Here is a 19,847-nt window from a genome sequence, read left to right as displayed (position 1 = left end):
GCTGGCGATCACGTAAATCAGCATCACGGCGGCCGCCACGCTTGCCGCGCGTGGGCTGCGCTCGCTGTTCGGCACTTCGTCGTTGTCGGTCATGCTGCCTCCGTTGTTGGCATCTGGATGCCGCGCCAGGTGTAATACGCAGGCAGGTCGACCACCGTTACCCGCATGCGATCCTCGCCAAACGTGAACGTTGCGCTGTGTTGCGCACCAGGGAACTTGAAGTAGAGCAGCGCCTGCGCGTGGCCCAGCCTGCCCGGACCTTGAAGCGGCGCACGGCTCACCCATACGCTTTCGATCGTGCAGTCAGGATGCGTGGCTGAAAAGAACTCGATCAGGGCTACTTCGGCAGCCTTGCGAGCGCGCCGCTCGACAAACTCCCCCATCACGCAGTTCTGGCTGCAATAGACAACATTGGCATCCGTGACAACTTCCAGATACTCGTGCTCTTCTCCTTCATCTTCGGCTTCCTGCTGCATGTCTTCGCTGACGCGCCGGCTGCAGTGGTGGCACTCGAACCACCAGCCATGGTCGATAAGCACCGCGTGCGGTACCGGGCCGGGCGCGTATTGATCGAACTGAGGCTTGCGGTGGCAGTGCTCGACCTCGTTAAAGCCGCAGTCCAGTTCGTTCGCACCCTCGCGGCGCGCGGCAGCGCTGCTGCTGGCAAAGCGGATAACGCAGTGGCCTTCACCAGGCTCGCGCACCTCGTAGGCAAGTAGTGGCTTCATGGCGTCACCCGCTTAAATTCAATGACCCACAGCCATTCGTTGGCATCCCAGTCGCCGCCGGTCGATTCCCACAGGTCGCGCCAGGCCGTGCGCTCAGTTGCGCGACCGCTGGCGCCAGATCCTTTGCACACGATGTCGTAGCGATCTTGCGATTCCGCCAGCGCTTCCATGTCGATGCCCTCGGCCACACTGTCGGCGTCGCTGATGTCCTGCAGGCGCTCGACACGCACCGACACTATCTCCAGCAGGATGCGGGAGGCCGCGCCAGGCATGAAGATAGAGGGACGCTTGTACCAGCCTGGCAGCGCGCCGCCGCGCCCGGCCGCCAGCGGTACGTCCGGGGAATCGGCGTCGTACTGGTACGCGCGGTCGCATTCGGCCGTCATGTCGATGAAGTGCCATTCGTCGCGGCGCTTCTTCTTGCTGTAGCGCGTCACCCAGCGGCCGTAGGCGAAGAAGGTTTCGCGCACCCAGATTTGATCGCGGTGCGCGCCGTGCGGGCATGCGTCGCCGGCCATGCCGTGGGCGCCAGGCGCGCGCGTCTCCGAAACGCTCACCATGGACTGGAAGGCATTGCAAGGCCAATGGTGGTCGCCTGGACGATGTGGGACAGGTTCCGGCTGCGGCTTCATGACGCGTCGCGTTTGCGTCTTGCTGCCGTCGAGCAGCGCGCGCACCATCGGCGCGCTGAAGAGAATAGGGCGCTCTTTGCTCATGCTAATATTGCTCCAAAGTTAATGGGGTTTATATTGAATAAAATTCTTATTTGGATCGTTGTTGCCTGCAGCATTTCAAGCATGTTCATGGTTTCCTTCGTTTGCTACACATACTGGCCAGACAAAGATTCGAGCTTGCCTTCTTGGGTGCAGGCGGTTGGTGCCATCCTCGCTATTCTTGCTGCGGGTGGTGGGCTCGCATGGCAGGCAAGGAAGCAAGACGAGGCAGAGCAAAACAGGCGCAAAAATGAACTTTTAAATATGCTTCGCGCATTGCATACCGAGGCGAAGAGTTATGAAAAAATGCTAAAAGCATTCGAAGGCACCTTTGCGCAGAACTTCGCTTTGCAGCTAACCGGTAGGCTACAAACAGTATTTCCGTCGATCGAGCCAACCTTTGCCATCTATCACGCTTGCGCACCTCTACTTGGGGCGATCGCAAGTGAAGAGCTGCGTGACGACATCGTCGTCTTTTATGCTGAGATGGCCTTATTCTTTGCCGCGCTTAATAGGAACAGCACTCATGCAGCGCTCATTCCTCATGATGCCGCGCCCTCAAGTGATATTGCAGATGCGCTGGCTCAAATGGGGCCTCAGCTTGAAACGCAACTCAAAGACCTCCTGACAATTGCTGCGAGGTTGAACATCGCAATTCCAGCAGTGATTGGAAGTCGCCCGTAACGGCACTTAGGTGCTGACAATCACAAGCGTGACGTGAGCGCGCTTTTCTCCAGTAGCTCACGCGTTCCGTCCGACTGGGCTGGACCGACAACCGATCCCTCCATCGCCTCTATCAGCCGAGCGGACCGGTTGTGGCCGATGCCAAAATACCGCTGTATCAGCGATACCGATGCGCGCTGCCGGCTGCGCACCAACTCGACGGCCTGGGCATACATAGGGTCGCGCGCACTGCCGTCGCCGGGCAGCACGGCGCCTGCCGCTTCGCCATTCAACTGCAGCGCCGGCCGCTGCTGGCGGACAGGGGCATCGCCCGCTGCCGGCCGTTGGCTCGGTTCCATGATCTCAACGGCGGCTACCAGCAGCAGGTCGGCGGATTGTGAGCCGCCAGGCAGCTCCTTGGCCAGCGTCAGCGCCGATTTAATCGCGCCCTCGGCGGTTTCCGCCATGTGTTCGCGCACGCGGGCAACGGCCGGCTGCACGGTGCTGTCATACAGCTCGTTGAGCACATCGCGATAACGTGCGCGCAGCTTGTACAGATCGGCAGTCAAGTTTACGGCGCGCTCGATCTTCTGCTGGCCAGCAGCAGCCGGGCCCGGCGTCTGCGTTTCCACGTCAGCCTCGCCACCCAGAGCCTCGACCAGGTCGGCCAGCATCTTGGCCAGTTCGCCGGTCATCAAGGTGAAGTCGCTGTCGAAGCGGTCGTCGGCCGCCTCGCCAATCGCGCATTCCCGCAGTATGTCGAGCGCCTTTACACTTTTAATGGCCAGGCTCTCGTCCAGCACGAAGCTGATCTTGTCGCTCCAGGTCATGGCCAAGCGTGTGCACTGCTTGCCGGCGGCGATGTGGCGGCGAATATCGTCCGCTTCCAGGGTGTGGCGTTTGTATGCCACCTGGGCCTTGCTTTCGCCGGTGGCGCGCATGATCGCGTCCTGGTCGACCGTGAAGCCGGCAGGGGATTCGTCCGCCTGCAGCCATTCCGTCATGGCGCCGACCGGCGAGCGCTGCACGCGCAGGCTTTCCAGTGGCAGCTTGTCGACGGATTTCAGCAACAGTTTGACCACGTCATCGGCCTTGGCCGGGCTGGCCGCGTCCACCACCAGCCAGCCATTCACCGAATCGATCCAGACGGCCGTGGTGCTGAAAATGGCGAACGCGCGCGGCAGCAGCTCGTCGGTGACGCGTTCCTTCAATTCCTTCATGGCCTTCTTGCCCGGCGCGAAGCCTTGGGCGTCTTCCATTTCCAGCGCGCGGGCGGCGGCCACCTGGTTGATCACTGTCGACGGCAGCAGCTTCTTCTCGGTTTTCAGCTGCAGCAGGAACTGGCCGCCGACGGCGTGCACAAGCGGCTGGTCGGCGCCGCGTGGCGAGGCCCAGCCCTGACGCACCAGGTCTATGCTGGTGGCGGGCGTGAACTGCTGCGGCGCCAGCGCCTGCTCGAGCACGGCGGCCGTCATGGCCCAACGGGCGGGCAGGCGGTAAATCTGCAAATTTTTGAAGAACATGGCGCTTCCTTATTCTGAGAGTACGACGCCGCGCGCGGCACCGAAGGCATACAAAAATTCAATGAACTGCGCGGCTTCCTTCACGTAGAAGTCGCTGGTCTGGACGCCCAGCTGCACGATACGGCGCCCGTCGAAGCTGGGCGTCACGCGCCCGTCGTGGTGCAGCGGCGTGCCGGCCAGGCGCATTTCGTCGGCAAACTCGTCCACCAGCAGCCGCTTCATGTCATCCGCATCCCACTTGCGCCCGATGTGCTCGACCTGCTTGGCGATCTCGCCGATCATTGCGTGATACTTTTCTTCTTGGGCCCGCTTTTTCTTCGGCTCGGAAAACACCACCATCCAGCCGGGCGGCGCGGTCTTGGCAAATTCGATCGCCCGGCGCCGAGCTTCGTCGTGCACCAGAAAGTAGGTCTGCTTCGTCATGGCGGCACTCCCGCCGCGCGGCGCGCCGTCATGCTGGCACCGCCTCGGCCGCCAGCCGCTGGGCCGCGTCGTATTGCTCGATGCCCCATGCCAACGCGTAGCAGCACCAGAGGAAGCGGTGCGAGTAATCCTCGCTGTCTACCTCGTAAAAGTCGGGGAAAACGCGCTTCCCGTTCCAGACAAAGTCCATTGCCGCGCGGTAGGCTATGTCGGCGCCATCGTCTGCATGGTCCAGCACTTCGGATTGAAGCTCATTACGGAGCCCGTGTCCAAGCTTTCCGGTCAGCCCCCGTTGCTCCACCCAGTCCATGACATTCGCCTTGAATTTCTCGGCCGAGTACTTCCGGTAGCCGTCGCGATCTGTCGCCTGGAGCTTTTCACCCCAGTACGACAGGTTGACCGCCAATTTAGCGCCGTTGCGTTTTTTGTACTCTCGGTCGGTGCGGAAAAACTCGAACATGTCGGTCAGCCGCTGAAAGACGTAGGTGCCCATGTCGCCGGTGTAGCAGAGGTAGCCAGGCCAGGTGATCAGGTCGAAGTGCATGCAGCCAGTGTCGGGGCGAGCGAAGCGAACATGGCGACCTTTGCCGCCATCGTCACGCAGCACGGTCATTTTGTGCTCTGCCACGTCGCGCAGGAATTGCGCCTCAGTGCAATCGGTGCTCATGCTTTTTCCGCCTTTAAAGCCGTCACGCGTTCCAGGTCATAGCAGCCGCGAATGCTATCCAGCCAGATGACTGCACTGTGGCCGCCCATGACTTGCGCTTCGCTATTCGTGACCGTCTCGCGCACCTCGCCACCATCCAGCTCGACGCTGACGGCGGCGCCAACCTGGTGTGCAGCGTTGAATTTGTCGCATGTGGCTTGGAGCTTTGCAGTCGCCTGTGCCTGGCGTTCGGCGCGGGTGGTCACGCTGCACCGCCCAAGTCAGCCACGTCGATCACGACGCCGCGGCAATACGGCTCGCCGCCTTCCACGATTTCGAACGTGGCGTGCGGCACGTCGGTACGGTAAGTCCAGCTGTAGCTGTCTTCCTTACCCCACAGTGCATCCACGGCCCGCACCTGCGGCGCCCGGGCGAAATAGTCCTTGAGTGCATCGTCGTCGTGCTGGATATCCTCGCGGAACGGCAGCAGGCCCTTGGCGTCGAGCAGCGCCACGGTCGGTGCGCCGCGCTCGTCTTCCACGAAACCACGGAACTCCATCAGGTCGTCGCTAGCGCCAAAGATCACGATCAGGCCGGCGGCCTTGGCCTGCAGTTCTTCTTCCTTCGCCATTTCGCTGCCGTATTCGCGGCCCGTCAATAGGCTGGCCAGCAGCTCCTTGCTCAGCTTGACCGGCGCCAGCTCCACGGCCGGCGTGCCCATGTTCGTGTACGGGTGCTTGTCGGCATGCGGCTTGATATGAGCGTAAAAGTACTTGCCGACCGATTCGGCGCCGGCGAAGGCCGAATACTCGGTGGCCGTGACGTTGGCGTAGTGGTAGACGTCCGCCGGCGCGCCCTTGCGGAAGAACTGCACGGCCAGGGTTTCGGTCGCCGGGCAATGGCCGATGGCGGCGATCTGCGAGGATTGGATGGCTTGCAGGGTGATTTGGGGTGCTGCGACTGCTGTATTCATTGATTTCTCCAGGTGATGGGCGGGTTGTTACGCGGCTTCGGCGACCAGGCCGGCGCGCGCGGCGGCGAAGTCGAACTTGGCCAGGCGGTCGATGGCCTCGGCCGGCGTCAGGCCGAACTGGTCGAACAGCACATCGAGGATGTCGCTGTCGGATGGGTAGAGGTCATCGGCAGCGGCGTCGAGCAGGTCAGGTGCTGGCGCTGGGCGGCTCGCGGCCGGCGCGAAGGCGGTGGGCGCGCGGCGGATGCCGATAGGAGCGGAGGGCGCAGGCGCGGCAACTTGGGCGGCTTGCTCGGCGGCGCGCGCCACGGCGAGCTGTGCGGCTTGTTCGGCTTGCACAGCTTCATTGGCCAATCGGTCGGCGTCGACCTGGGCCAGCCGTGCGGCTTCTGCTGCAGCGGTTTGCATGTCCAGCAGTTCCTGGCGCTGGCGTGCGATTTCCGCTTGCTCCAGCCGGTTCTGCTCTGCTTGGGTGTCTGCCTGCTTTTTCAATTCAGCGGCCTGGGCCTCGCGTTGGCGCAGCGCCTCGGCTTCCTGCTCGGCGACCAGCGCCGCGCGGCGGTCGTCTTCGGCTTGGCGTTCGGCAGCGATACGCTCAGCTTCCACCTGGGCGATGCGCCGGGCCTCGGCAGCCGCTTCGCGCAGCTGCGCCAGTTCGGCGCGCTCGGCGGCAATGCGGGCGGCTTCTTCTTCGTTGGCCAATGCTGCGGCGTGCAGGCTGGCCAGCTTGGCGCTCACTTCGGCAACGACCTTGGCAGCGTCCTTCTCGAATTCGGCAAAGCGCGCCTTGTCCACGACGATGGCAGCCACAGTTGCTGCGGCCGCCTGAATATCGGCAGCGGACTTGCCCACCAGTTCCAGCGGCGCATCATGGATCGCCGCAATATCAGCCTGGATCGCAGTAATGCGCTCGCGCTCCTTCGCAATCGCAGCTTGCTTTTCAGCCTCCACCTTGGTGTCGTAGGCGTCGCGCAGCTCGAACACGCGATTCTCTTCTGGCGTAATCAGCGCAATCAGGTCTTTTTCCTTGGCGATCACTGCCTTGCTAAAGTCTGTCGCGTCTTTGCGTGCGGCCTCGCCGACGGCCTTGATGCCGGTGCGCAGTTTCAGCAGGTTCATGCCGATGCGGTGCGCCTGCTCGCGGCCGGCGGGATCGATGACGGCGGTGATATCGGTCGAGGCGGCAACCTGTTCCTTGATTTTTTCCTCATAGTCCACGGCGCCCAGCGCGACGGCAGCGCGCTGCGGCAGGGTGAGGGCGGTGGTGGCCTGCGTGGCCTGGGTGGTTTCGGTGATCATGCTGCCTCCTTGAGTTTGAAAAGAATTTCGCGGTCCGATACGCGGCGCGCGAAAGCGGCCAGGTCCAGCACCATTGCGTCAATAAAGTTGTCATCGCGCATCACGCGCTTGATGTACAGGTCGCTACCGGCGTTGGCCAAGTCGGGCACGTACATGATGAAATCGCACCACTTGCGAGCCGTGATCCACATGCCGCCCTGCATTTGGTGCATGTATTCGGTCAGGTCGCCTGTCTCCAGGATCTCGACGATCTTCACGCTGTCGATTGGCGCCTTGATCTCGATCAGGCCGTCATTGCCCACAAAACCGTCCGTCGAATAGCCGAACAAGCCGTCATCCGTCAGCACGAGGCCCGCCTCTGTGACCATGGACTCGGTACGTGCCTCGTACGCCATGCGTGCCAGGCGCTCCATTTCGTGGCCGCGATCCAGCACCCAGGCCTTGACTGGTGCACCGTACGGCTTGCCGCTGATGCGCTCGATGGCCAGGTCTGCGGCATACTTATCCGACGCGATGGACGGATCGCCGGCCTTGCGTTTGCCGGATATACGAGACAGCTTGGACACAGCGTCGGCGTAGCAGGACGCCGTGATTACGCCGGCGCGGGCCTGGTGCCAATCCGGCGTGCCTTGGGCGCAGGCAATGAATCTCATGTTGCCCCTCCTGTTTTCTGAGCGCGCGTCATCAGGCCGTCGTAGTGACCGGCGAGCATGTTCTGCGTGGATTTCGACAGGCTGGCCCAGCTTGCAGCGAAGACCTCGGCACCGTCGTCGGCGAGCACTTCCATGTCGGCGAGTATTTCGGCCGCAGCAGTGGACAGCGGTTGTGGTTCTGGCTTCTCTGCTTTGGGCGCAGGCTGCGCGGCAGTCAGTGTTGTTCCGCGTTCCGTTACAGCCGCCTTGAAGGCGTTCGATGCAACCGCATCCTTGGCCTCGTTGATCGCCTTGACGCCAGCCTTCCATACAGCTGCCAGGTCATCAGCGGTTGGCGCAGCGTTGGCCTTGGCCACCCACTCAAGCGCCAAAGGTGACATTGCTGGGTCGCCGGCATCCTGGACGCGCAATTCTTCCGGCAAGTCTTCGATGTCCTGCGTGAAAATGTCGGATGCTGCTGTGACGTTTAAGGTCATGGCGATCATGGCGCGCTTGCATGCCATTTTCAGGACCGTATTTGACAGATCGGCCGCCTCGGTACGTACTTGAACTTTCTTCTGGACACTGCCGTTGTACTTCGCAAATTTCAGACGGCGCATCGTTTCTGGCGTCAAATCGAATTCCTCGGCGCACACGGATGCGCGCCACTTATATTTTTCTTCGGCGGAAGAGCATTCACCGACGCCTTCGCCCAACATGATGTCGGATACCTGGTGCTGGCCGACGCAAGTAACGCGGAAGCGGGCAACCAAATCGGTGCTGAGATCGAGGATGCGATAGATCGGGGCGATGCGGAAAGTCACACACAGCACTTCGGCGCCCGGCTTGTACAGCGTCGGCTTCGGCGTTCCAGGGATGGTCCCATAGTGGGTGTTGAGCTTCATGATCCCGCGCATCACCTCCTGTACCAGGTTGACGCGCTCGCGAATCTCGGCGAGCGAGTAGCGGTGCACTTCGGCAGCAACCAGGCCGGCGCTTTCGCGACGTGGCATTTCGATTACTTCGTTCATGACTTTTTCCTTGTGAGTTTTATGATTTCCGCCTTCAGCAGCGCCAGGCGGACGGCGTAGACGATGGCGTGGCCGGCATGCCAGTTGCGCAAGGCCTGGCTGGCCACGTCCATCACGGCTTGGCTGACGACGTCCACTGCGCCTCCCGGTGGGCGCGGCCCAGCTTCTTCACGCGCGCGGCGGATGCGTCCAGGTCGATCGGCGCCTCGATCTGCGCGGTGATCAGTTCCTTGCGCATTTCTTCGAGTCCGGCCAACTCGCGGCGCACGCCGGCCAGGCGCATCTTGTTCATGCGGTGCTGGTGCTGCGCCTGGTAGTGGCGGTGGGCGGCCAACAGGCGGTGGAAGAGGGAGATCATGGCCGCACCATCGCTGTCACGCCCAGAGCGCCATCGTCGTAGGCGGCATCGATCAGCGCGGCCAGGTTGCCGATGGCGGCGAAGTGCGCGATATCCTCGGCGCGCGGGCCGGTGCGGATGGTGATGATGTAGCTCATGTCCTGCTCCTCTGGTTAATTGGTGCCCTGGCAGGGAATCGAACCCTGCTGGTGCCGGCCGCACTGTCCGACATCAAATCCGCAACGGGGCTTTCAATCCTGCGTACGCCAGGAAGCGCGTGTGGCGGCCGGTGCTGGTCTCCGGCTTGAGTGTTCCAATTGGCTTTCGCCTGCATGGCCTCTCCGGGCTGGGTACCGGTTGAGAAACGCCCCGCGTAGGGCAGCGCATCAGTCTGCGCATTCACCACACAGAAGCCCCAACCAACGGCCTCCAATCCAAGCGCCTCTGCCTCTCGGCCGGCTCACCTGCGTCTGCGTCAACGGGCAATTGACCAGCACTTAATTGCATCGGTTGGCGCTTCTGTGTGGTTCCTGCGCTTGCCTGGCGCAGGGCAGGGGCGGCGGCCTGGGCGACAGGCCGCGCCAATAAATCAGACTGCAGACACCTGCGAAGGGCGGAAACGCTGGCTTTGCGTCGAGCCATCCAGCAGAACTTCCAGGAAGTCGCCGCGTGCGCCTGGATGCGTCTTCACGAACTTGCCCGGGCGCGCCGCCGGGTCTGTTTTGGTGCCTTTCACGTTCACGGCCTGGTCTTTATTGAAAGTCGACATGCTGTAATTCCTTCAAGGTTGGTTGTGGCGCCGGGTTTCCCCGGGCGCCTGATCCTCACGAAGATCAATCGGGGCATGCTGATCCCACAGGGCATTTATCCGGCCCGCCGGCCTGTCCCGCCTTGCCTACGGCGCGGGCGACCGCTGATCTGGTTTGGCCAGCTCGACCAGGTGGCCGAGCTCTTTGCCGTAGAAGGTGCTGCAAGGAGAGGCCATTCGTGCATCCGTCAGGGCCATGGCATGCGCCACACTTTTGTTGCGGGCCCGGACCTTGTTGCGGTACGTGCCGTCCGTGAAGCGAATCGTCACGTCGAAGTGAAAGCGCGGGGCCGGCGCTGTAGCTGTGGCCTCGGCCAGTTCAGCCTGTAGCTGGGCGGCGTCGTGGTCGCGGGCGCTCATCTCAGGCCGCCTTCGACAATTCACCGGCCGCGTCCTCGACAGACCAGTCCGAGGCGAACAGTTCGTCGGCGAGTTCTAGTGCTGACGCATCGAGCTTGAAACCCAGTGCCATTTCAAGAGCCGCCACCCAGCGGGCGAAGGCGCGTTGGAGCGCAAAGTCGGTGCAGGCTTCGGCGCTACGGAAGTTGCTGGTTTTGGCGATGGTGTCGGTGTGCATGATGTATTCCTGTGAAAGGTGGTTAAGCACGCGCAGCAGCAACGTGCACGACCGGGATCTGTTCGCCGGCGGCGATCAGGGCTGCTTCAAGTGCTGCTAGTTCGGCGCGTGACATGACCTGCTCCTTTAAGCGAACATCAACTTGTTGATGACTTCGATATGACGCGCCGAGGCGGCCGCTTTTTCGATCGCAGCGCTCGTTGCGCGTTCAGCCTGCAGCTTCGCGGCATCAATCATTTCGATGGCTTCAATCGAGTTGATCTTTGCAAGGCCGTTGTGGGGCACGAAGGAATAGAACTGGTTATTTCGAGAGAGGACGTATGCATCAGGCGTGGAATCACCTGGAGTAGGTACCGCGGCGACTACCAGCAAGCCATTCAAGAAGCCGACTTTGACCGTTGCTCCTATTGCCCAGTTCTGCTTACTTTTCCTGATCATCATTTGTTCCGGTGGTTGCTGTTCAATGACGTCATTAAACACCATGTTTATATTGCGAGTCAAACAGTTTGTTTAATATTTCAGAAAAAATTACACGTGATGAATTTTTAGGCGAAAAAAAGCCCGCGTAATGCGGGCTGGGATGGTGTTGGTGTTTGCCTAGAACGGAAGGGCGACGTCAGGCAGCAGCGTTAGCGCGGGAGTATAGCTACGCCACCCAATCTCATGGGCATTGAGGTGCTTGATGATTTCGTCGAGCTTGAAAGTAGCGTAGCTGTGCGAGAAGCCGCCCACGCGAGGCGACAGGAGCATGATTGGCAGGGTGGGGAAAAGATTCTGCGCGCGACGGAGCAGGCTTAGATTAGGAGTAGGGTGGACTTCAATCAACGGAGCGAGCACAACAGCCAGTCGAATGCCCTTGGCTTCTACTATAGCGGCTGTGATGTTCAACAGGTCGGGCAGTTACAGTGCGTATTGCGTCGAACACTTGCCTGTCGCAGCCCAATACAAAACCGGGTTTAGATCGGAAGCATTAATCAAAAACCGACCATTTCTATACATAATCTCAGCCATATCCTCAGCATGCCCGCCAGCGTAGCCCTGCCGCATCCATCTATCCAGATTGCAAGGCATCTTTTTCGGTTTTCCCGTGAGAGATAGTATTGTCACCAGGTCACCGTTTTGGTCGCCTGGGCGCCGAACAGCAGCGATCATTTTATCAATCGGCGTGGTGTGGATCCATTCGATACGCATTCCGTATTGTGCCAATAGTTCAATTAGCGGCTGGCCAGTGTAGGTCTTGAACGGCCCGACAAATTTTGCAATAGCGGCTGGTTCCTTGATTTGCTGCGCACCAGCCCCGCCGGTGGACATAATGAGGGTGGCTGCTGCAATTCCCAGTGCGGTGCGCCTCATATCCGGCCGCCTTCGCGGCGGATCACGCGACCAATAATAATACACTCGGCACCACGACAAAGCTTGCGGTGATACTTGCGTTGGTCGGCATTATCCGACATCAACCACCACTCGCCAGCATCGCGCGACATGCGCTTGACGATAGCCTCACCTTCGTAGTTGATGGCGTAGACCTCGCCGTCGAGCGGCTTTTTGTCACTCAAGTTAATTACAATCACGTCGTTCTCATATAGAGCAGGTTCCATACTTTCACCGCGTACTTTGGTGGCCAACAGCTGAGTAGGGTGGTAGCCCTCGCGGTCGGCCCAGTCGCGAGGAATGCTCACCAGGCCGCCGTCGGAGTTGTCGGGTTCGGTCTGAACGCCATTGATACCAGCCTGCAGCCGTAGTTGAACCTTCGGGATTTTGTAGTAGTCGCCGGACGAATCGTCGCGTAGCTCCACACGCATCGAGCCTGGAATGCCAGGATCATCCGGGGGGGCTAGCATCATCTGGCCAGCACCAGTATCAAGCCAAGTTGCGGAGCAACCAAATACTGCCTGAGCTTTTAGCATTCCTGATTTTGATATGCCGCGCGCCTCCCAATTGTTGATGGTCTGGGGTGACGCGTTCATGGCGCGCGCGACGTCGGACTGGCCTTCAATCCCCTTTAGGAGTTTGGCCGCCTCATAAAGTCGTGTCATTTGATTGTGCATCCGCTATTTTCACGTTAACTAAACAGTTTGTGTTACACAAGATGGTTAAGAATGTTTGACTTGTTTATAAACATAGTGTTTAATGTCGCTAAATCTACCAACCAGGTAACCAGCGATGTCAGACCACAAAGCACTTATCGAATCACTCGGCGGCGCCACAAAACTGGCTGAACGGCTCGGCTACGATAAGCAGGGCGGCGTTCAGCGGGTGCAGAACTGGACCGTTCGCGGCGTGCCTCCGAAAGTTCAGCTCGCCCACCCAGAAATCTTCTTTCGACCGGCGGAGGCTACCGCCTTGCGCCGCGATACCGACCCCGCGCCCGACTCAGGCCACGGCGGCCGCCATCCGCCCACCACCAACGCCATCTTCGACACCGTGCCACCGCGGGCCGCCGAAGGCATAGACCAGGGCGCCAAGCCATGATCCGCCTGATCCCCATTTCCCCGTCGCGCTCGAATGCCGTCAACGTTTCGGCGGGTGGACTGTTGCCAGTTTTGGTCGCGCCACTGATTGAGATTCCACAGTGATCGTCAGCACAGAGGCAATCACCGCTTTTCCAGGAGCAAAGTCGACACCCCATTCACGTTCGACAACCGTCCCATTGACTGTGAGGCCGTGGATTAAGCCAGTTATTTTGTCGCCAACAGCAGGCGCTGGCACGGCTTTAGGCCAAGGCACCGGAGCGTTCGCATCCAGAGCGAGCCTTACCACATAAGTTTCGTTTTCCATGGAGGTTGCCTTTCCTGTGAATTGACATGCAGGAATAGAAATTTAACACGTTGGCAACTTCTGCCTATTTTTTCGCTGTACCCAAACCCTGTAACACCGACCACCAGGAGAAAACCATGAAACAGAAGCAAAAACGTACCGCGCTCGTCAAGGGCTACATCACCGACGAGAACAAAGATGCCCTGCAAGCCGCATGCACTTCGATGCGCAAGTCGGTCAGCGACGTGCTGAACGAATGCACGATCGTGATCATCCGCAATCACCTGGACGCCAGACCGAAACGGAATGATACGCCGCCGTTTTCGAGCGGGGCTAGACCCAAATCACGGGAAAAGCTGGGCCCACTCCAGGCGCAGCGCCCCAGCTTTGGCCTGGTCCCGCGCGTTGTGCGGATGCGGGTTTAACGGCATGGAGGCAGCTATTGAATAAGCAAGCCGAGGTCACAGCCGAGGAAAAGGAGCTGGTCTTCCAGCGTTCCATGATCTACCGCCAGGCCGAGAAGGACTTGCAGGGCGCCAAAGACGGGGAGGGCGAGAGTACGGCGAAGGCCGCGCACAAGGAAGCGCGCCAGAAATGGCGCGATGCCACCGACAGAGTGGCGAAGAAGTACGAGGTGCCGCGGCGCGAGCCGCCATAACGAACCCGCACCCGACAGCTACAGCATTGCACGGCCGGAATCGGCCACTTTATTAAATATCAACTTGGAGCCTGACATGAAGCAAACACCAATCCATTCCCCGAGCCAAACGCTCGACAACGTCGCCGGCAACGGCCAGCTGCTCGATGCGGTGATGGTAAAGCTGGACCTGAAAAACGACGCAGCCTTGTCGCGCGCACTCGAAGTGGCGCCGCCGGTGATCTCGAAGATTCGCCACGGCCGCCTGCCGGTCGGCCCCTCGCTGCTGATCCGCATGCACGAAGTAACCGACATGGCTATCCGCGAGCTCAAAGCCATTGCCATGTTGGCCGCGCCAGAGGTGGCGGCTTGACTTGGTCGACCATGCAGCTCGAGTCCGGCGCCAGCGCGGCGCAGGCCGAGCAGGGCGCCCAGCAGCAGGAACAGGCCGAGCGCGAATTGCCGGTCGATCCCGGCCACGTGCGGACGCGCCAGCACTACGAAGCAATGCTGCAGGAACTGCAAGGCCAGAAATGAAAAAAGCCCGCTTGCAGGCGGGCTTCCTTGAAACAACAAAAATTCGCGAAAGAATTTATGACCGAAATTGTACAACACAAAGGCATCACGATAGCGAATACGCTGATCGCGGTCGATAAAGAAGGCCGCTTTTGCCTCAACGACTTGCACAAGGCTGGTGGCGCGGAAAGCCGCCACCAGCCAGCATTCTTTTTCCGCCGCTCGGAAATCCAGGAACTGGAGGCGGAATTAAACTCTGCGCCGGCGCAGAGTTTGCCGACCATCACCACCCAGGGCCGTAACGGCGGCACCTACGTGTGTAAGGAGCTGGTGTACGCCTACGCCATGTGGATCAGCCCCAAGTTCCACCTGGAAGTCATCCGCACCTTCGACGCCGTGGCCACCGGCCAGGCGCCAGTCGCTGCGCCGAAGCCCAGCGCAATCTCGCCCGCCAAGGAATTCCGCGCCATCTTCGGCATCGCGCGCCTGATCGGCCTCGACAAGAATGCCGCGGCGATCAGTGCGAACCAGGGCACGGCCGCGCTCACCGGCGTCAACATGCTGCAGCTGATGGAGCGCACGCATCTGGCCACGCCGAGCCAGGAGATTTATTACACGCCGACGGAACTGGGCAGCCGCTTCGTTAAGAGCGCCAAGGCATTTAATCAGCTGCTGGCACAGGCTGGCCTGCAGGAGAGCATCTCCGGACACTGGGTGCCGACGGAAAAGGGCAGGGAGCATGCGCTCGTAATGGACACCGGCAAGGCGCACTCAAGCGGCACGCCCATCCAGCAAGTGAAATGGCGCGACTCGGTACTGGCGGAGGTGGCATTGTGACTGGCCAAGCTGACAATCGCGCGCGTCCGACTTTTGGCGTAAACAAGACGAAGCGCCGCCGCTCAGGCATCACGCTCCCGAAACAGGGTTCGCGCTCATACGCGCTGCTGCAAGCGATGCTGGCCGGACCAGGCACCTTCTACCAAATCTGCGAGCGCGCTGGCTTCGATATCGAAGAAGCGGGCATGGAACACCGCCTGCGCATGATCTTCTCGCGCTTCATCCAGGGCAATGTGCGCCAGGTTGGCATTCGCTACGTGCTGAAAGACGCCTCGCGCGCGGCGCTGCTTGGCGTCGAGCCAGAACAGCCTGGCGAGGTGGCCACGCCACACTTTCGAGGTACGGTGGGTGCAATGCCTGTCGTGGTCGTTCGCCGGACAGCTGCCGAGGTGGGCCAATGAAGCGCGACGCCTTCACCTTGTCCCTCGACCTGGGCACAGAGTTGATTATCGACAACTTCGCCGGCGGCGGCGGGACCAGCACCGGCCTGGAGCAAGCATTCGGCCGCCCGGTCGATATCGCCATCAATCACGACCCCGAAGCGCTAGCCATGCACGCGGCAAATCACCCGTACACCACGCACCTGTGCGAGAGCGTGTGGGACGTCGACCCGATCAAGGTCACCGGCAACCGCCCGGTCGGCCTGGTCTGGCTATCTCCCGATTGCAAGCATTTCAGCAAGGCCAAGGGCGGCAAGCCCGTCGAGAAGCGTATCCGTGGCCTGGCCTGGGTGACGCTGCGCTGGGCGGCAAAGTGCAAGCCGCGCGTGATCATGCTGGAAAACGTTGAGGAATTTAAGACATGGGGCCCGCTGCTGGTCGAGGCCGACGGCAGCGCCAAGCCGGACCCTGCGAAGAAGGGCAAGACGTTCGACAGCTTCATCCGCCAGCTGCGCGCACACGGCTACATTGTTGACTACCGCGAAATGCGCGGTTGCGACCACGACACGCCTACCATCCGCAAGCGCTTCTTCCTGGTGGCACGCCGCGACGGTATCGCCATCAAGTGGCCAGAGCCTACTCACGGTGCGCCCGACAGCATCGGCGTTCGCGCCGGCAAGCTGTTGCCGTACCGCACGGCGGCCGAGTGCATCGACTTCAGCCTGCCGTGCCCATCGATCTTCGAGCGCGACAAGCCGCTGGCGCCGGCCACGCTACGCCGCATCGCCAAGGGCATCATGCGCTACGTGGTTGACGCTGCCGATCCGTTCATCGTGAACACGGCCAACAGCAAAACCACCGGCAGGGCCCCGAACGTTTGGGAAACGGCCGAACCGCTACGCACCATCACCAGCGCACCAGGGTTTTCCGTCGTGGCGCCGACTATCGTCCCGGTGACACATCAGGGCGGCGACCGTACCGAATCCATCGGCGAGCCGTTCCGCACAATCACTGGCGCGCACCGCGGCGAGAAGGCCCTGGGCGTGGCCACGCTGGTACAGGTGGGCTACGGCGAGCGTCAGGGCCAGGCGCCGCGCGCGCTGGATATTAAGAAGCCGCTGGGCACGGTGGTGGGAGCGGCATCGAAGCATGCGCTGATAGAAGCAGAGCTTGCAGCATTCGTCATGACCAATACCACTGGCCACCCTGGCGCGGGCGCTGACTCGCCGGTGCCGACCATCACCGCCGCCGGCAATCAAGCGCTGGTATCCGCGTTGCTTGCCGGCGTCGGCGGCCGTGCTGGCCAGAGCCGACCGCGCGGCGTGGACGAGCCGACAGCCACCGCGACCTCGAAGGCCGATGCGGCGCTGGTGACGGCTGTGCTGGTCGATGCTGCGCACGGCGAGGTGTCGCCCGGCGGCGTCAAGCGCTGGGGCACTGGCGCACACGACGTCGAGGCGCCGCTGGGTACCGTCACGGCCAGCGGTAATAAAGCGGTGGCCACGGCATTCCTGGCCAAGCATTACACGGGCGTAGTCGGCTCCGACTTGACCGATCCTATCGGCACAGTCACCGCATGCGACCACCACAGCCTGGTGACGGCCTTCTTGACCGAGCACGCCAACGCGAGCAATCAGCGCGTGATGCCGGCCGACGAGCCGTTGCGCACCATCTGCGCCCAGGTCAAGGGCGGCCATTTCAGCATGGTGTCGGCGCACATCACGAAGTTCCGCACCGGCGCCACCGGCAGCTCGATGACGGAGCCGCTGCCGCCGATCACGGCCGGGCCGAAGGAAAAGCCAGCCGGCGCTCCGCATGCGCTGGGCATCGTCACGGCCCATATCCAGCGCGACATGGGCGCCAGCGTCGGCCACGCTGCTGATGCGCCGCTCGGCACAGTAACGGCTGGTGGTGGCGGCAAGTCCGCCCTGTTCACGAGCAACATGATCAAGCTGCGCGGCACCAGCACGGCGGCCGGAACGGACGAACCGCTGGGCACGGTTAGCGCCGGCGGTCAGCACCACGCCGAGGTGCGCGCGTTCCTGTTGAGCTATTACGGTACCGACCAGGCGCCGGAGATTGATGGGCCGCTGGCCACCGTAACGAGCCGCGACCGCTTCGGCCTGGTAACGATCCACGGCCAGGACTATCAGATCGTGGACATCGGGTTGCGCATGCTGCAGCCGCGTGAGCTGTTCCGCGCCCAGGGGTTCCCCGACGATTACATCATCGGCGACGACCCGGCGCAGGGCCTGAAATTGACGAAGAGCGCCCAGGTGCGTATGTGCGGCAATTCAGTTTGCCCGCCCATGGCAAAGGCGTTGATCCTCGCCAACTTCGCGCATGAGCGCGAGATCGCGAGGGTCGCATGAATCAATTAATTTCAAGAAAGGTGCATCGCTCGACCTGCAGCCTGGCATTCCGCAATACCCGTATCAAGAAGTGCCATGGTTCCCACGAGCAATTTGTGAGCACTACAGATAAATTTTTTCCGTTTTTCGCTGGAATCGAGGGAGTTGTCGTGTCCAGCTTTTTCAATAACTCGCCGCATAAGTCGTATTTGATCTGTTGCCTGGGTCAAGCATCCTGCTGCTTTATTGGGGAGCGGGACAAGGGGTATAAAAGTTTCAGCCTTCCAAATATCAATTATCGAAAGTTTTGGGGCGAAGCTCAAAATTCTATTTGTGATGGGGTCGATCAGGGCGAATTCAGCCATTTCATCAACTATAAGCTTCAGCTCTCCTCGGACATACGCGATATCCAGCAGTATGCCGGCAGCGTGCAATTGCGCCCTTGTCATTTCCTCTCGATTTCGTCTTCTCGATTCGCTCGTTGCCAGCCAGATTGTGCCAATAAGAGTTCCGACAGTCCCAAGTGCACCCGACCATGTGCCTTTATCTCCAGGCAGCAGTGTCGGCCAAATCCGGATCGTGTAACCGAAAAATATGAGCAGCCCGGCAATAAGTACAAACGTAACTACGTTACTGGCGTGCTTGTTAGCGAGTTTCCACATGAATTGCCTTATCAAAAGGAAATGTTAGCATGATCGCCAATCCCGCCCAAATTACCCGCCACCATCTGGCGAACCAGGCCGCACCAGCCTATTCGCTGATCCGCAAACTTTGCTCCTGCGGCAAAGCCAGCACCGCCAAGCAGCTGGCCCAGCACGGCAAATGCGCCGCGTGCGCGCTGGCCGCCGTCCGCGACGCGATCATGCCTGGCGACTTCGCCAAGCTGCAGCACATGCTGGGCGCCATCCAGGGCAAGCCGAAGTATTACTGGGGTTTGCGTAATTACTTTGCCGCCGGCGGCTGCCAGCAGCACGAGGCCATGCAGCGCCTGTTAGCCGCCGGCCTGGCCACGGCTGGCCGTGCTTCCAACGAAATGACCTACTTCCATGCCACTCGCCTGGGTTGCAAGGCTGCTGGCCTCGATGGCGCTGGCATCAAGCGCGCGATGGAGGAATAACGATGAGCGAGCCCGTATTGTTAGCTCCCTGGATCACGCAGTTGCCCGAGCAAATCATCGACCTGATTGCGCGCGGCCCCGTCTTCGACATCATCAACCACATTGGCGGCAGCTACAGCCAGGACATGGTGCTGGTGACTGGAGTATCGGCTGAATCGCCGAGGCGCGGGATCGTGAGGCCGGTATGAAGTTACTTACTCGGCAACACAGCCAACAATTTGAGAATTTCGGATTTGGCTTCGGCGTATATATCCTTCAACCCGGTTGCGTAAGCTACGAGTTGCTCGAATTTCTCCTGAGCAATCGCGATATCCACCTGGGATTCAGATTTTCGGGCGATGGAACGTACCGCAACAAATTCAGCAAGAATGGCATTATTAGCCCTGAATGTCGTGACAAGACTGTTGGCAACTGCGCATGTATGAATTATCTGAACTCGCAGAGAGTGGTCTTTGATCAAGTAAAAGCTCGGCAGCATGGCATGGTAAACCGGCAGCACTCGTTCCGAAATTGGGAAGTCAATGTGAAAGATTTCGCCCGGAGCGATGTTTTCTATGTGCTCGCCGACGCGTTTTTCCACCATATTAAAACTTACCAGAAGCTCAGCTCGAATCCCCAAAAGCAGGCCATGCAACGCGACCGCCTCAGCTCGAGCTTCGCGTTTTTCGTGCACGCTGTTCTGATAGGCAGCAAGGGCAATGGCTACTGCTACTGCAATTATGGTACCTACCGCTCCGACCCAATACGCCCATTCAGAAGCGCCCATTTTGCAACCGTTTTCCCCCACTGTGCACCACGGAATCCAAAGTGCGAGGGCAAAGCCAAGCAGGGTGATTATCGCCGAAACAAAAACAAATGCCAGAGTTATGCGCAGAACCATTATTCCCCCAATTTAAGTT

Annotated in this window: 33 protein-coding genes and 1 pseudogene; 11 read left to right on the top strand and 23 right to left on the bottom strand. The window is 60.5% G+C overall.

Annotated elements, in window-relative coordinates; translation table 11 throughout:
* Positions 1–89: 89 nt before the first annotated feature.
* Together SJI03_RS11440 and SJI03_RS11435 are read right to left on the bottom strand one after the other, a co-directional pair.
* Entirely contained in the window at positions 90–728 is a 639-nt protein-coding gene (locus SJI03_RS11440) for a hypothetical protein (protein WP_322427277.1), read from the bottom strand.
* Positions 725–1,444 (bottom strand): hypothetical protein, encoded by a 720-nt coding sequence (locus SJI03_RS11435; protein WP_099379850.1) that lies wholly within the window; start codon positions 1,442–1,444, stop codon positions 725–727. Before SJI03_RS11435 ends, SJI03_RS11440 begins: the two co-directional genes overlap by 4 nt.
* Before the next feature lie 33 nt (positions 1,445–1,477).
* Between SJI03_RS11435 and SJI03_RS11430 the strand changes: the two genes are divergently transcribed.
* Positions 1,478–2,125: a hypothetical protein gene (locus SJI03_RS11430; RefSeq protein ID WP_158301321.1), complete on the top strand. Its 648-nt coding sequence runs from the start codon at positions 1,478–1,480 to the stop codon at positions 2,123–2,125.
* Between the two features lie 20 nt (positions 2,126–2,145).
* Here the strand turns inward: SJI03_RS11430 and SJI03_RS11425 are convergent, their stop codons facing one another.
* The 18 genes and pseudogenes from SJI03_RS11425 to SJI03_RS11340 all read right to left on the bottom strand — a co-directional run bounded on the left by SJI03_RS11425 (position 2,146) and on the right by SJI03_RS11340 (position 12,389).
* Positions 2,146–2,340, bottom strand: coding sequence for a DNA translocase FtsK (locus SJI03_RS11425; protein ID WP_233516297.1), 195 nt, complete (start codon positions 2,338–2,340; stop codon positions 2,146–2,148).
* 366 nt (positions 2,341–2,706) lie between these two features.
* Positions 2,707–3,627: pseudogene (locus tag SJI03_RS11420) on the bottom strand (recombination-associated protein RdgC); the annotation flags it as partial.
* A gap of 9 nt (positions 3,628–3,636) precedes the next feature.
* The gene (locus tag SJI03_RS11415; protein ID WP_099379848.1) at positions 3,637–4,050 is read right to left on the bottom strand and encodes a recombination protein NinB; all 414 of its coding nucleotides are present in this window, start codon (positions 4,048–4,050) and stop codon (positions 3,637–3,639) included.
* Positions 4,051–4,078: 28 nt separating this feature from the next.
* On the bottom strand, positions 4,079–4,717 hold the full coding sequence (locus SJI03_RS11410) for a hypothetical protein (RefSeq protein WP_099379847.1): 639 nt from the start codon (positions 4,715–4,717) through the stop codon (positions 4,079–4,081).
* Positions 4,714–4,962, bottom strand: coding sequence for a hypothetical protein (locus SJI03_RS11405; RefSeq protein WP_099379846.1), 249 nt, complete (start codon positions 4,960–4,962; stop codon positions 4,714–4,716). Before SJI03_RS11405 ends, SJI03_RS11410 begins: the two co-directional genes overlap by 4 nt.
* A complete protein-coding gene (locus tag SJI03_RS11400; RefSeq protein ID WP_199534474.1) occupies positions 4,959–5,669 on the bottom strand; it encodes a KTSC domain-containing protein in 711 nt (236 codons plus the stop codon). Before SJI03_RS11400 ends, SJI03_RS11405 begins: the two co-directional genes overlap by 4 nt.
* A gap of 27 nt (positions 5,670–5,696) precedes the next feature.
* Positions 5,697–6,968 carry a hypothetical protein gene (locus SJI03_RS11395; protein WP_099379845.1) on the bottom strand — a complete coding sequence of 424 codons (1,272 nt, stop codon included), beginning with the start codon at positions 6,966–6,968 and terminating at the stop codon, positions 5,697–5,699.
* A complete protein-coding gene (locus SJI03_RS11390; protein ID WP_099379844.1) occupies positions 6,965–7,621 on the bottom strand; it encodes a lambda exonuclease family protein in 657 nt (218 codons plus the stop codon). The genes SJI03_RS11395 and SJI03_RS11390 overlap by 4 nt, the downstream gene beginning before the upstream one ends.
* The gene (locus SJI03_RS11385; protein WP_199534473.1) at positions 7,618–8,631 is read right to left on the bottom strand and encodes a hypothetical protein; all 1,014 of its coding nucleotides are present in this window, start codon (positions 8,629–8,631) and stop codon (positions 7,618–7,620) included. The genes SJI03_RS11390 and SJI03_RS11385 overlap by 4 nt, the downstream gene beginning before the upstream one ends.
* Positions 8,628–8,768: a hypothetical protein gene (locus SJI03_RS11380; RefSeq protein WP_158301319.1), complete on the bottom strand. Its 141-nt coding sequence runs from the start codon at positions 8,766–8,768 to the stop codon at positions 8,628–8,630. The genes SJI03_RS11385 and SJI03_RS11380 overlap by 4 nt, the downstream gene beginning before the upstream one ends.
* Positions 8,744–8,989 (bottom strand): hypothetical protein, encoded by a 246-nt coding sequence (locus tag SJI03_RS11375; RefSeq protein WP_322427276.1) that lies wholly within the window; start codon positions 8,987–8,989, stop codon positions 8,744–8,746. Before SJI03_RS11375 ends, SJI03_RS11380 begins: the two co-directional genes overlap by 25 nt.
* The gene (locus SJI03_RS11370) at positions 8,986–9,126 is read right to left on the bottom strand and encodes a hypothetical protein (protein ID WP_158301318.1); all 141 of its coding nucleotides are present in this window, start codon (positions 9,124–9,126) and stop codon (positions 8,986–8,988) included. The genes SJI03_RS11375 and SJI03_RS11370 overlap by 4 nt, the downstream gene beginning before the upstream one ends.
* Before the next feature lie 431 nt (positions 9,127–9,557).
* Positions 9,558–9,737 (bottom strand): hypothetical protein, encoded by a 180-nt coding sequence (locus tag SJI03_RS11365; RefSeq protein ID WP_099379842.1) that lies wholly within the window; start codon positions 9,735–9,737, stop codon positions 9,558–9,560.
* A 126-nt stretch (positions 9,738–9,863) separates the two neighbouring features.
* A complete protein-coding gene (locus SJI03_RS11360; protein WP_322427275.1) occupies positions 9,864–10,136 on the bottom strand; it encodes a hypothetical protein in 273 nt (90 codons plus the stop codon).
* Position 10,137: 1 nt separating this feature from the next.
* Positions 10,138–10,353 (bottom strand): hypothetical protein, encoded by a 216-nt coding sequence (locus SJI03_RS11355; RefSeq protein WP_322427274.1) that lies wholly within the window; start codon positions 10,351–10,353, stop codon positions 10,138–10,140.
* Between the two features lie 126 nt (positions 10,354–10,479).
* Entirely contained in the window at positions 10,480–10,836 is a 357-nt protein-coding gene (locus tag SJI03_RS11350) for a hypothetical protein (protein ID WP_322427273.1), read from the bottom strand.
* A gap of 417 nt (positions 10,837–11,253) precedes the next feature.
* A complete protein-coding gene (locus tag SJI03_RS11345) occupies positions 11,254–11,706 on the bottom strand; it encodes a hypothetical protein (protein ID WP_322427272.1) in 453 nt (150 codons plus the stop codon).
* A complete protein-coding gene (locus SJI03_RS11340) occupies positions 11,703–12,389 on the bottom strand; it encodes a LexA family transcriptional regulator (protein WP_322427271.1) in 687 nt (228 codons plus the stop codon). Before SJI03_RS11340 ends, SJI03_RS11345 begins: the two co-directional genes overlap by 4 nt.
* A gap of 127 nt (positions 12,390–12,516) precedes the next feature.
* Between SJI03_RS11340 and SJI03_RS11335 the strand changes: the two genes are divergently transcribed.
* Complete coding sequence (locus SJI03_RS11335; protein ID WP_322427270.1) at positions 12,517–12,825, top strand: hypothetical protein; 309 nt, start codon at positions 12,517–12,519, stop codon at positions 12,823–12,825.
* Positions 12,826–12,864: 39 nt separating this feature from the next.
* On the opposite strand, the gene SJI03_RS11330 is transcribed toward SJI03_RS11335, so the two are convergent.
* On the bottom strand, positions 12,865–13,131 hold the full coding sequence (locus SJI03_RS11330; protein ID WP_322427269.1) for a hypothetical protein: 267 nt from the start codon (positions 13,129–13,131) through the stop codon (positions 12,865–12,867).
* A gap of 116 nt (positions 13,132–13,247) precedes the next feature.
* On the opposite strand from SJI03_RS11330, the gene SJI03_RS11325 reads away from it, so the two are divergent.
* The 7 genes from SJI03_RS11325 (at position 13,248) to SJI03_RS11295 (ending at position 17,852) form a co-directional block, all read left to right on the top strand.
* Positions 13,248–13,535, top strand: coding sequence for a hypothetical protein (locus tag SJI03_RS11325; protein WP_322427268.1), 288 nt, complete (start codon positions 13,248–13,250; stop codon positions 13,533–13,535).
* A 17-nt stretch (positions 13,536–13,552) separates the two neighbouring features.
* Positions 13,553–13,768 carry a hypothetical protein gene (locus SJI03_RS11320; protein WP_322427267.1) on the top strand — a complete coding sequence of 72 codons (216 nt, stop codon included), beginning with the start codon at positions 13,553–13,555 and terminating at the stop codon, positions 13,766–13,768.
* A gap of 76 nt (positions 13,769–13,844) precedes the next feature.
* The gene (locus SJI03_RS11315) at positions 13,845–14,120 is read left to right on the top strand and encodes a hypothetical protein (protein ID WP_322427266.1); all 276 of its coding nucleotides are present in this window, start codon (positions 13,845–13,847) and stop codon (positions 14,118–14,120) included.
* Complete coding sequence (locus SJI03_RS11310) at positions 14,117–14,284, top strand: hypothetical protein (RefSeq protein ID WP_322427265.1); 168 nt, start codon at positions 14,117–14,119, stop codon at positions 14,282–14,284. Before SJI03_RS11315 ends, SJI03_RS11310 begins: the two co-directional genes overlap by 4 nt.
* A gap of 57 nt (positions 14,285–14,341) precedes the next feature.
* Positions 14,342–15,100 (top strand): KilA-N domain-containing protein, encoded by a 759-nt coding sequence (locus SJI03_RS11305; RefSeq protein ID WP_322427264.1) that lies wholly within the window; start codon positions 14,342–14,344, stop codon positions 15,098–15,100.
* Positions 15,097–15,501 carry a hypothetical protein gene (locus tag SJI03_RS11300; protein WP_322427263.1) on the top strand — a complete coding sequence of 135 codons (405 nt, stop codon included), beginning with the start codon at positions 15,097–15,099 and terminating at the stop codon, positions 15,499–15,501. The genes SJI03_RS11305 and SJI03_RS11300 overlap by 4 nt, the downstream gene beginning before the upstream one ends.
* Positions 15,498–17,852, top strand: a complete 2,355-nt coding sequence (locus SJI03_RS11295; protein WP_322427262.1) for a DNA cytosine methyltransferase — start codon at positions 15,498–15,500, stop codon at positions 17,850–17,852. Before SJI03_RS11300 ends, SJI03_RS11295 begins: the two co-directional genes overlap by 4 nt.
* Before the next feature lie 11 nt (positions 17,853–17,863).
* On the opposite strand, the gene SJI03_RS11290 is transcribed toward SJI03_RS11295, so the two are convergent.
* Positions 17,864–18,493, bottom strand: a complete 630-nt coding sequence (locus SJI03_RS11290) for a hypothetical protein (protein ID WP_322427261.1) — start codon at positions 18,491–18,493, stop codon at positions 17,864–17,866.
* A 29-nt stretch (positions 18,494–18,522) separates the two neighbouring features.
* Here SJI03_RS11290 and SJI03_RS11285 point away from each other — a divergent pair, with 29 nt between their 5' ends.
* Positions 18,523–18,948 (top strand): hypothetical protein, encoded by a 426-nt coding sequence (locus tag SJI03_RS11285; RefSeq protein WP_322427260.1) that lies wholly within the window; start codon positions 18,523–18,525, stop codon positions 18,946–18,948.
* A 2-nt stretch (positions 18,949–18,950) separates the two neighbouring features.
* A complete protein-coding gene (locus tag SJI03_RS11280) occupies positions 18,951–19,136 on the top strand; it encodes a hypothetical protein (RefSeq protein ID WP_322427259.1) in 186 nt (61 codons plus the stop codon).
* Between the two features lie 2 nt (positions 19,137–19,138).
* Here SJI03_RS11280 and SJI03_RS11275 read toward each other — a convergent pair whose 3' ends face one another.
* Positions 19,139–19,828, bottom strand: a complete 690-nt coding sequence (locus SJI03_RS11275) for a hypothetical protein (protein WP_322427258.1) — start codon at positions 19,826–19,828, stop codon at positions 19,139–19,141.
* Between the last annotated feature and the right edge of the window lie 19 nt (positions 19,829–19,847).

The sequence above is a fragment of the Janthinobacterium sp. GMG1 genome (assembly GCF_034427795.1).
Lineage (GTDB): Bacteria > Pseudomonadota > Gammaproteobacteria > Burkholderiales > Burkholderiaceae_D > Janthinobacterium.
This window is presented reverse-complemented; position numbering and strand designations above follow the sequence as displayed.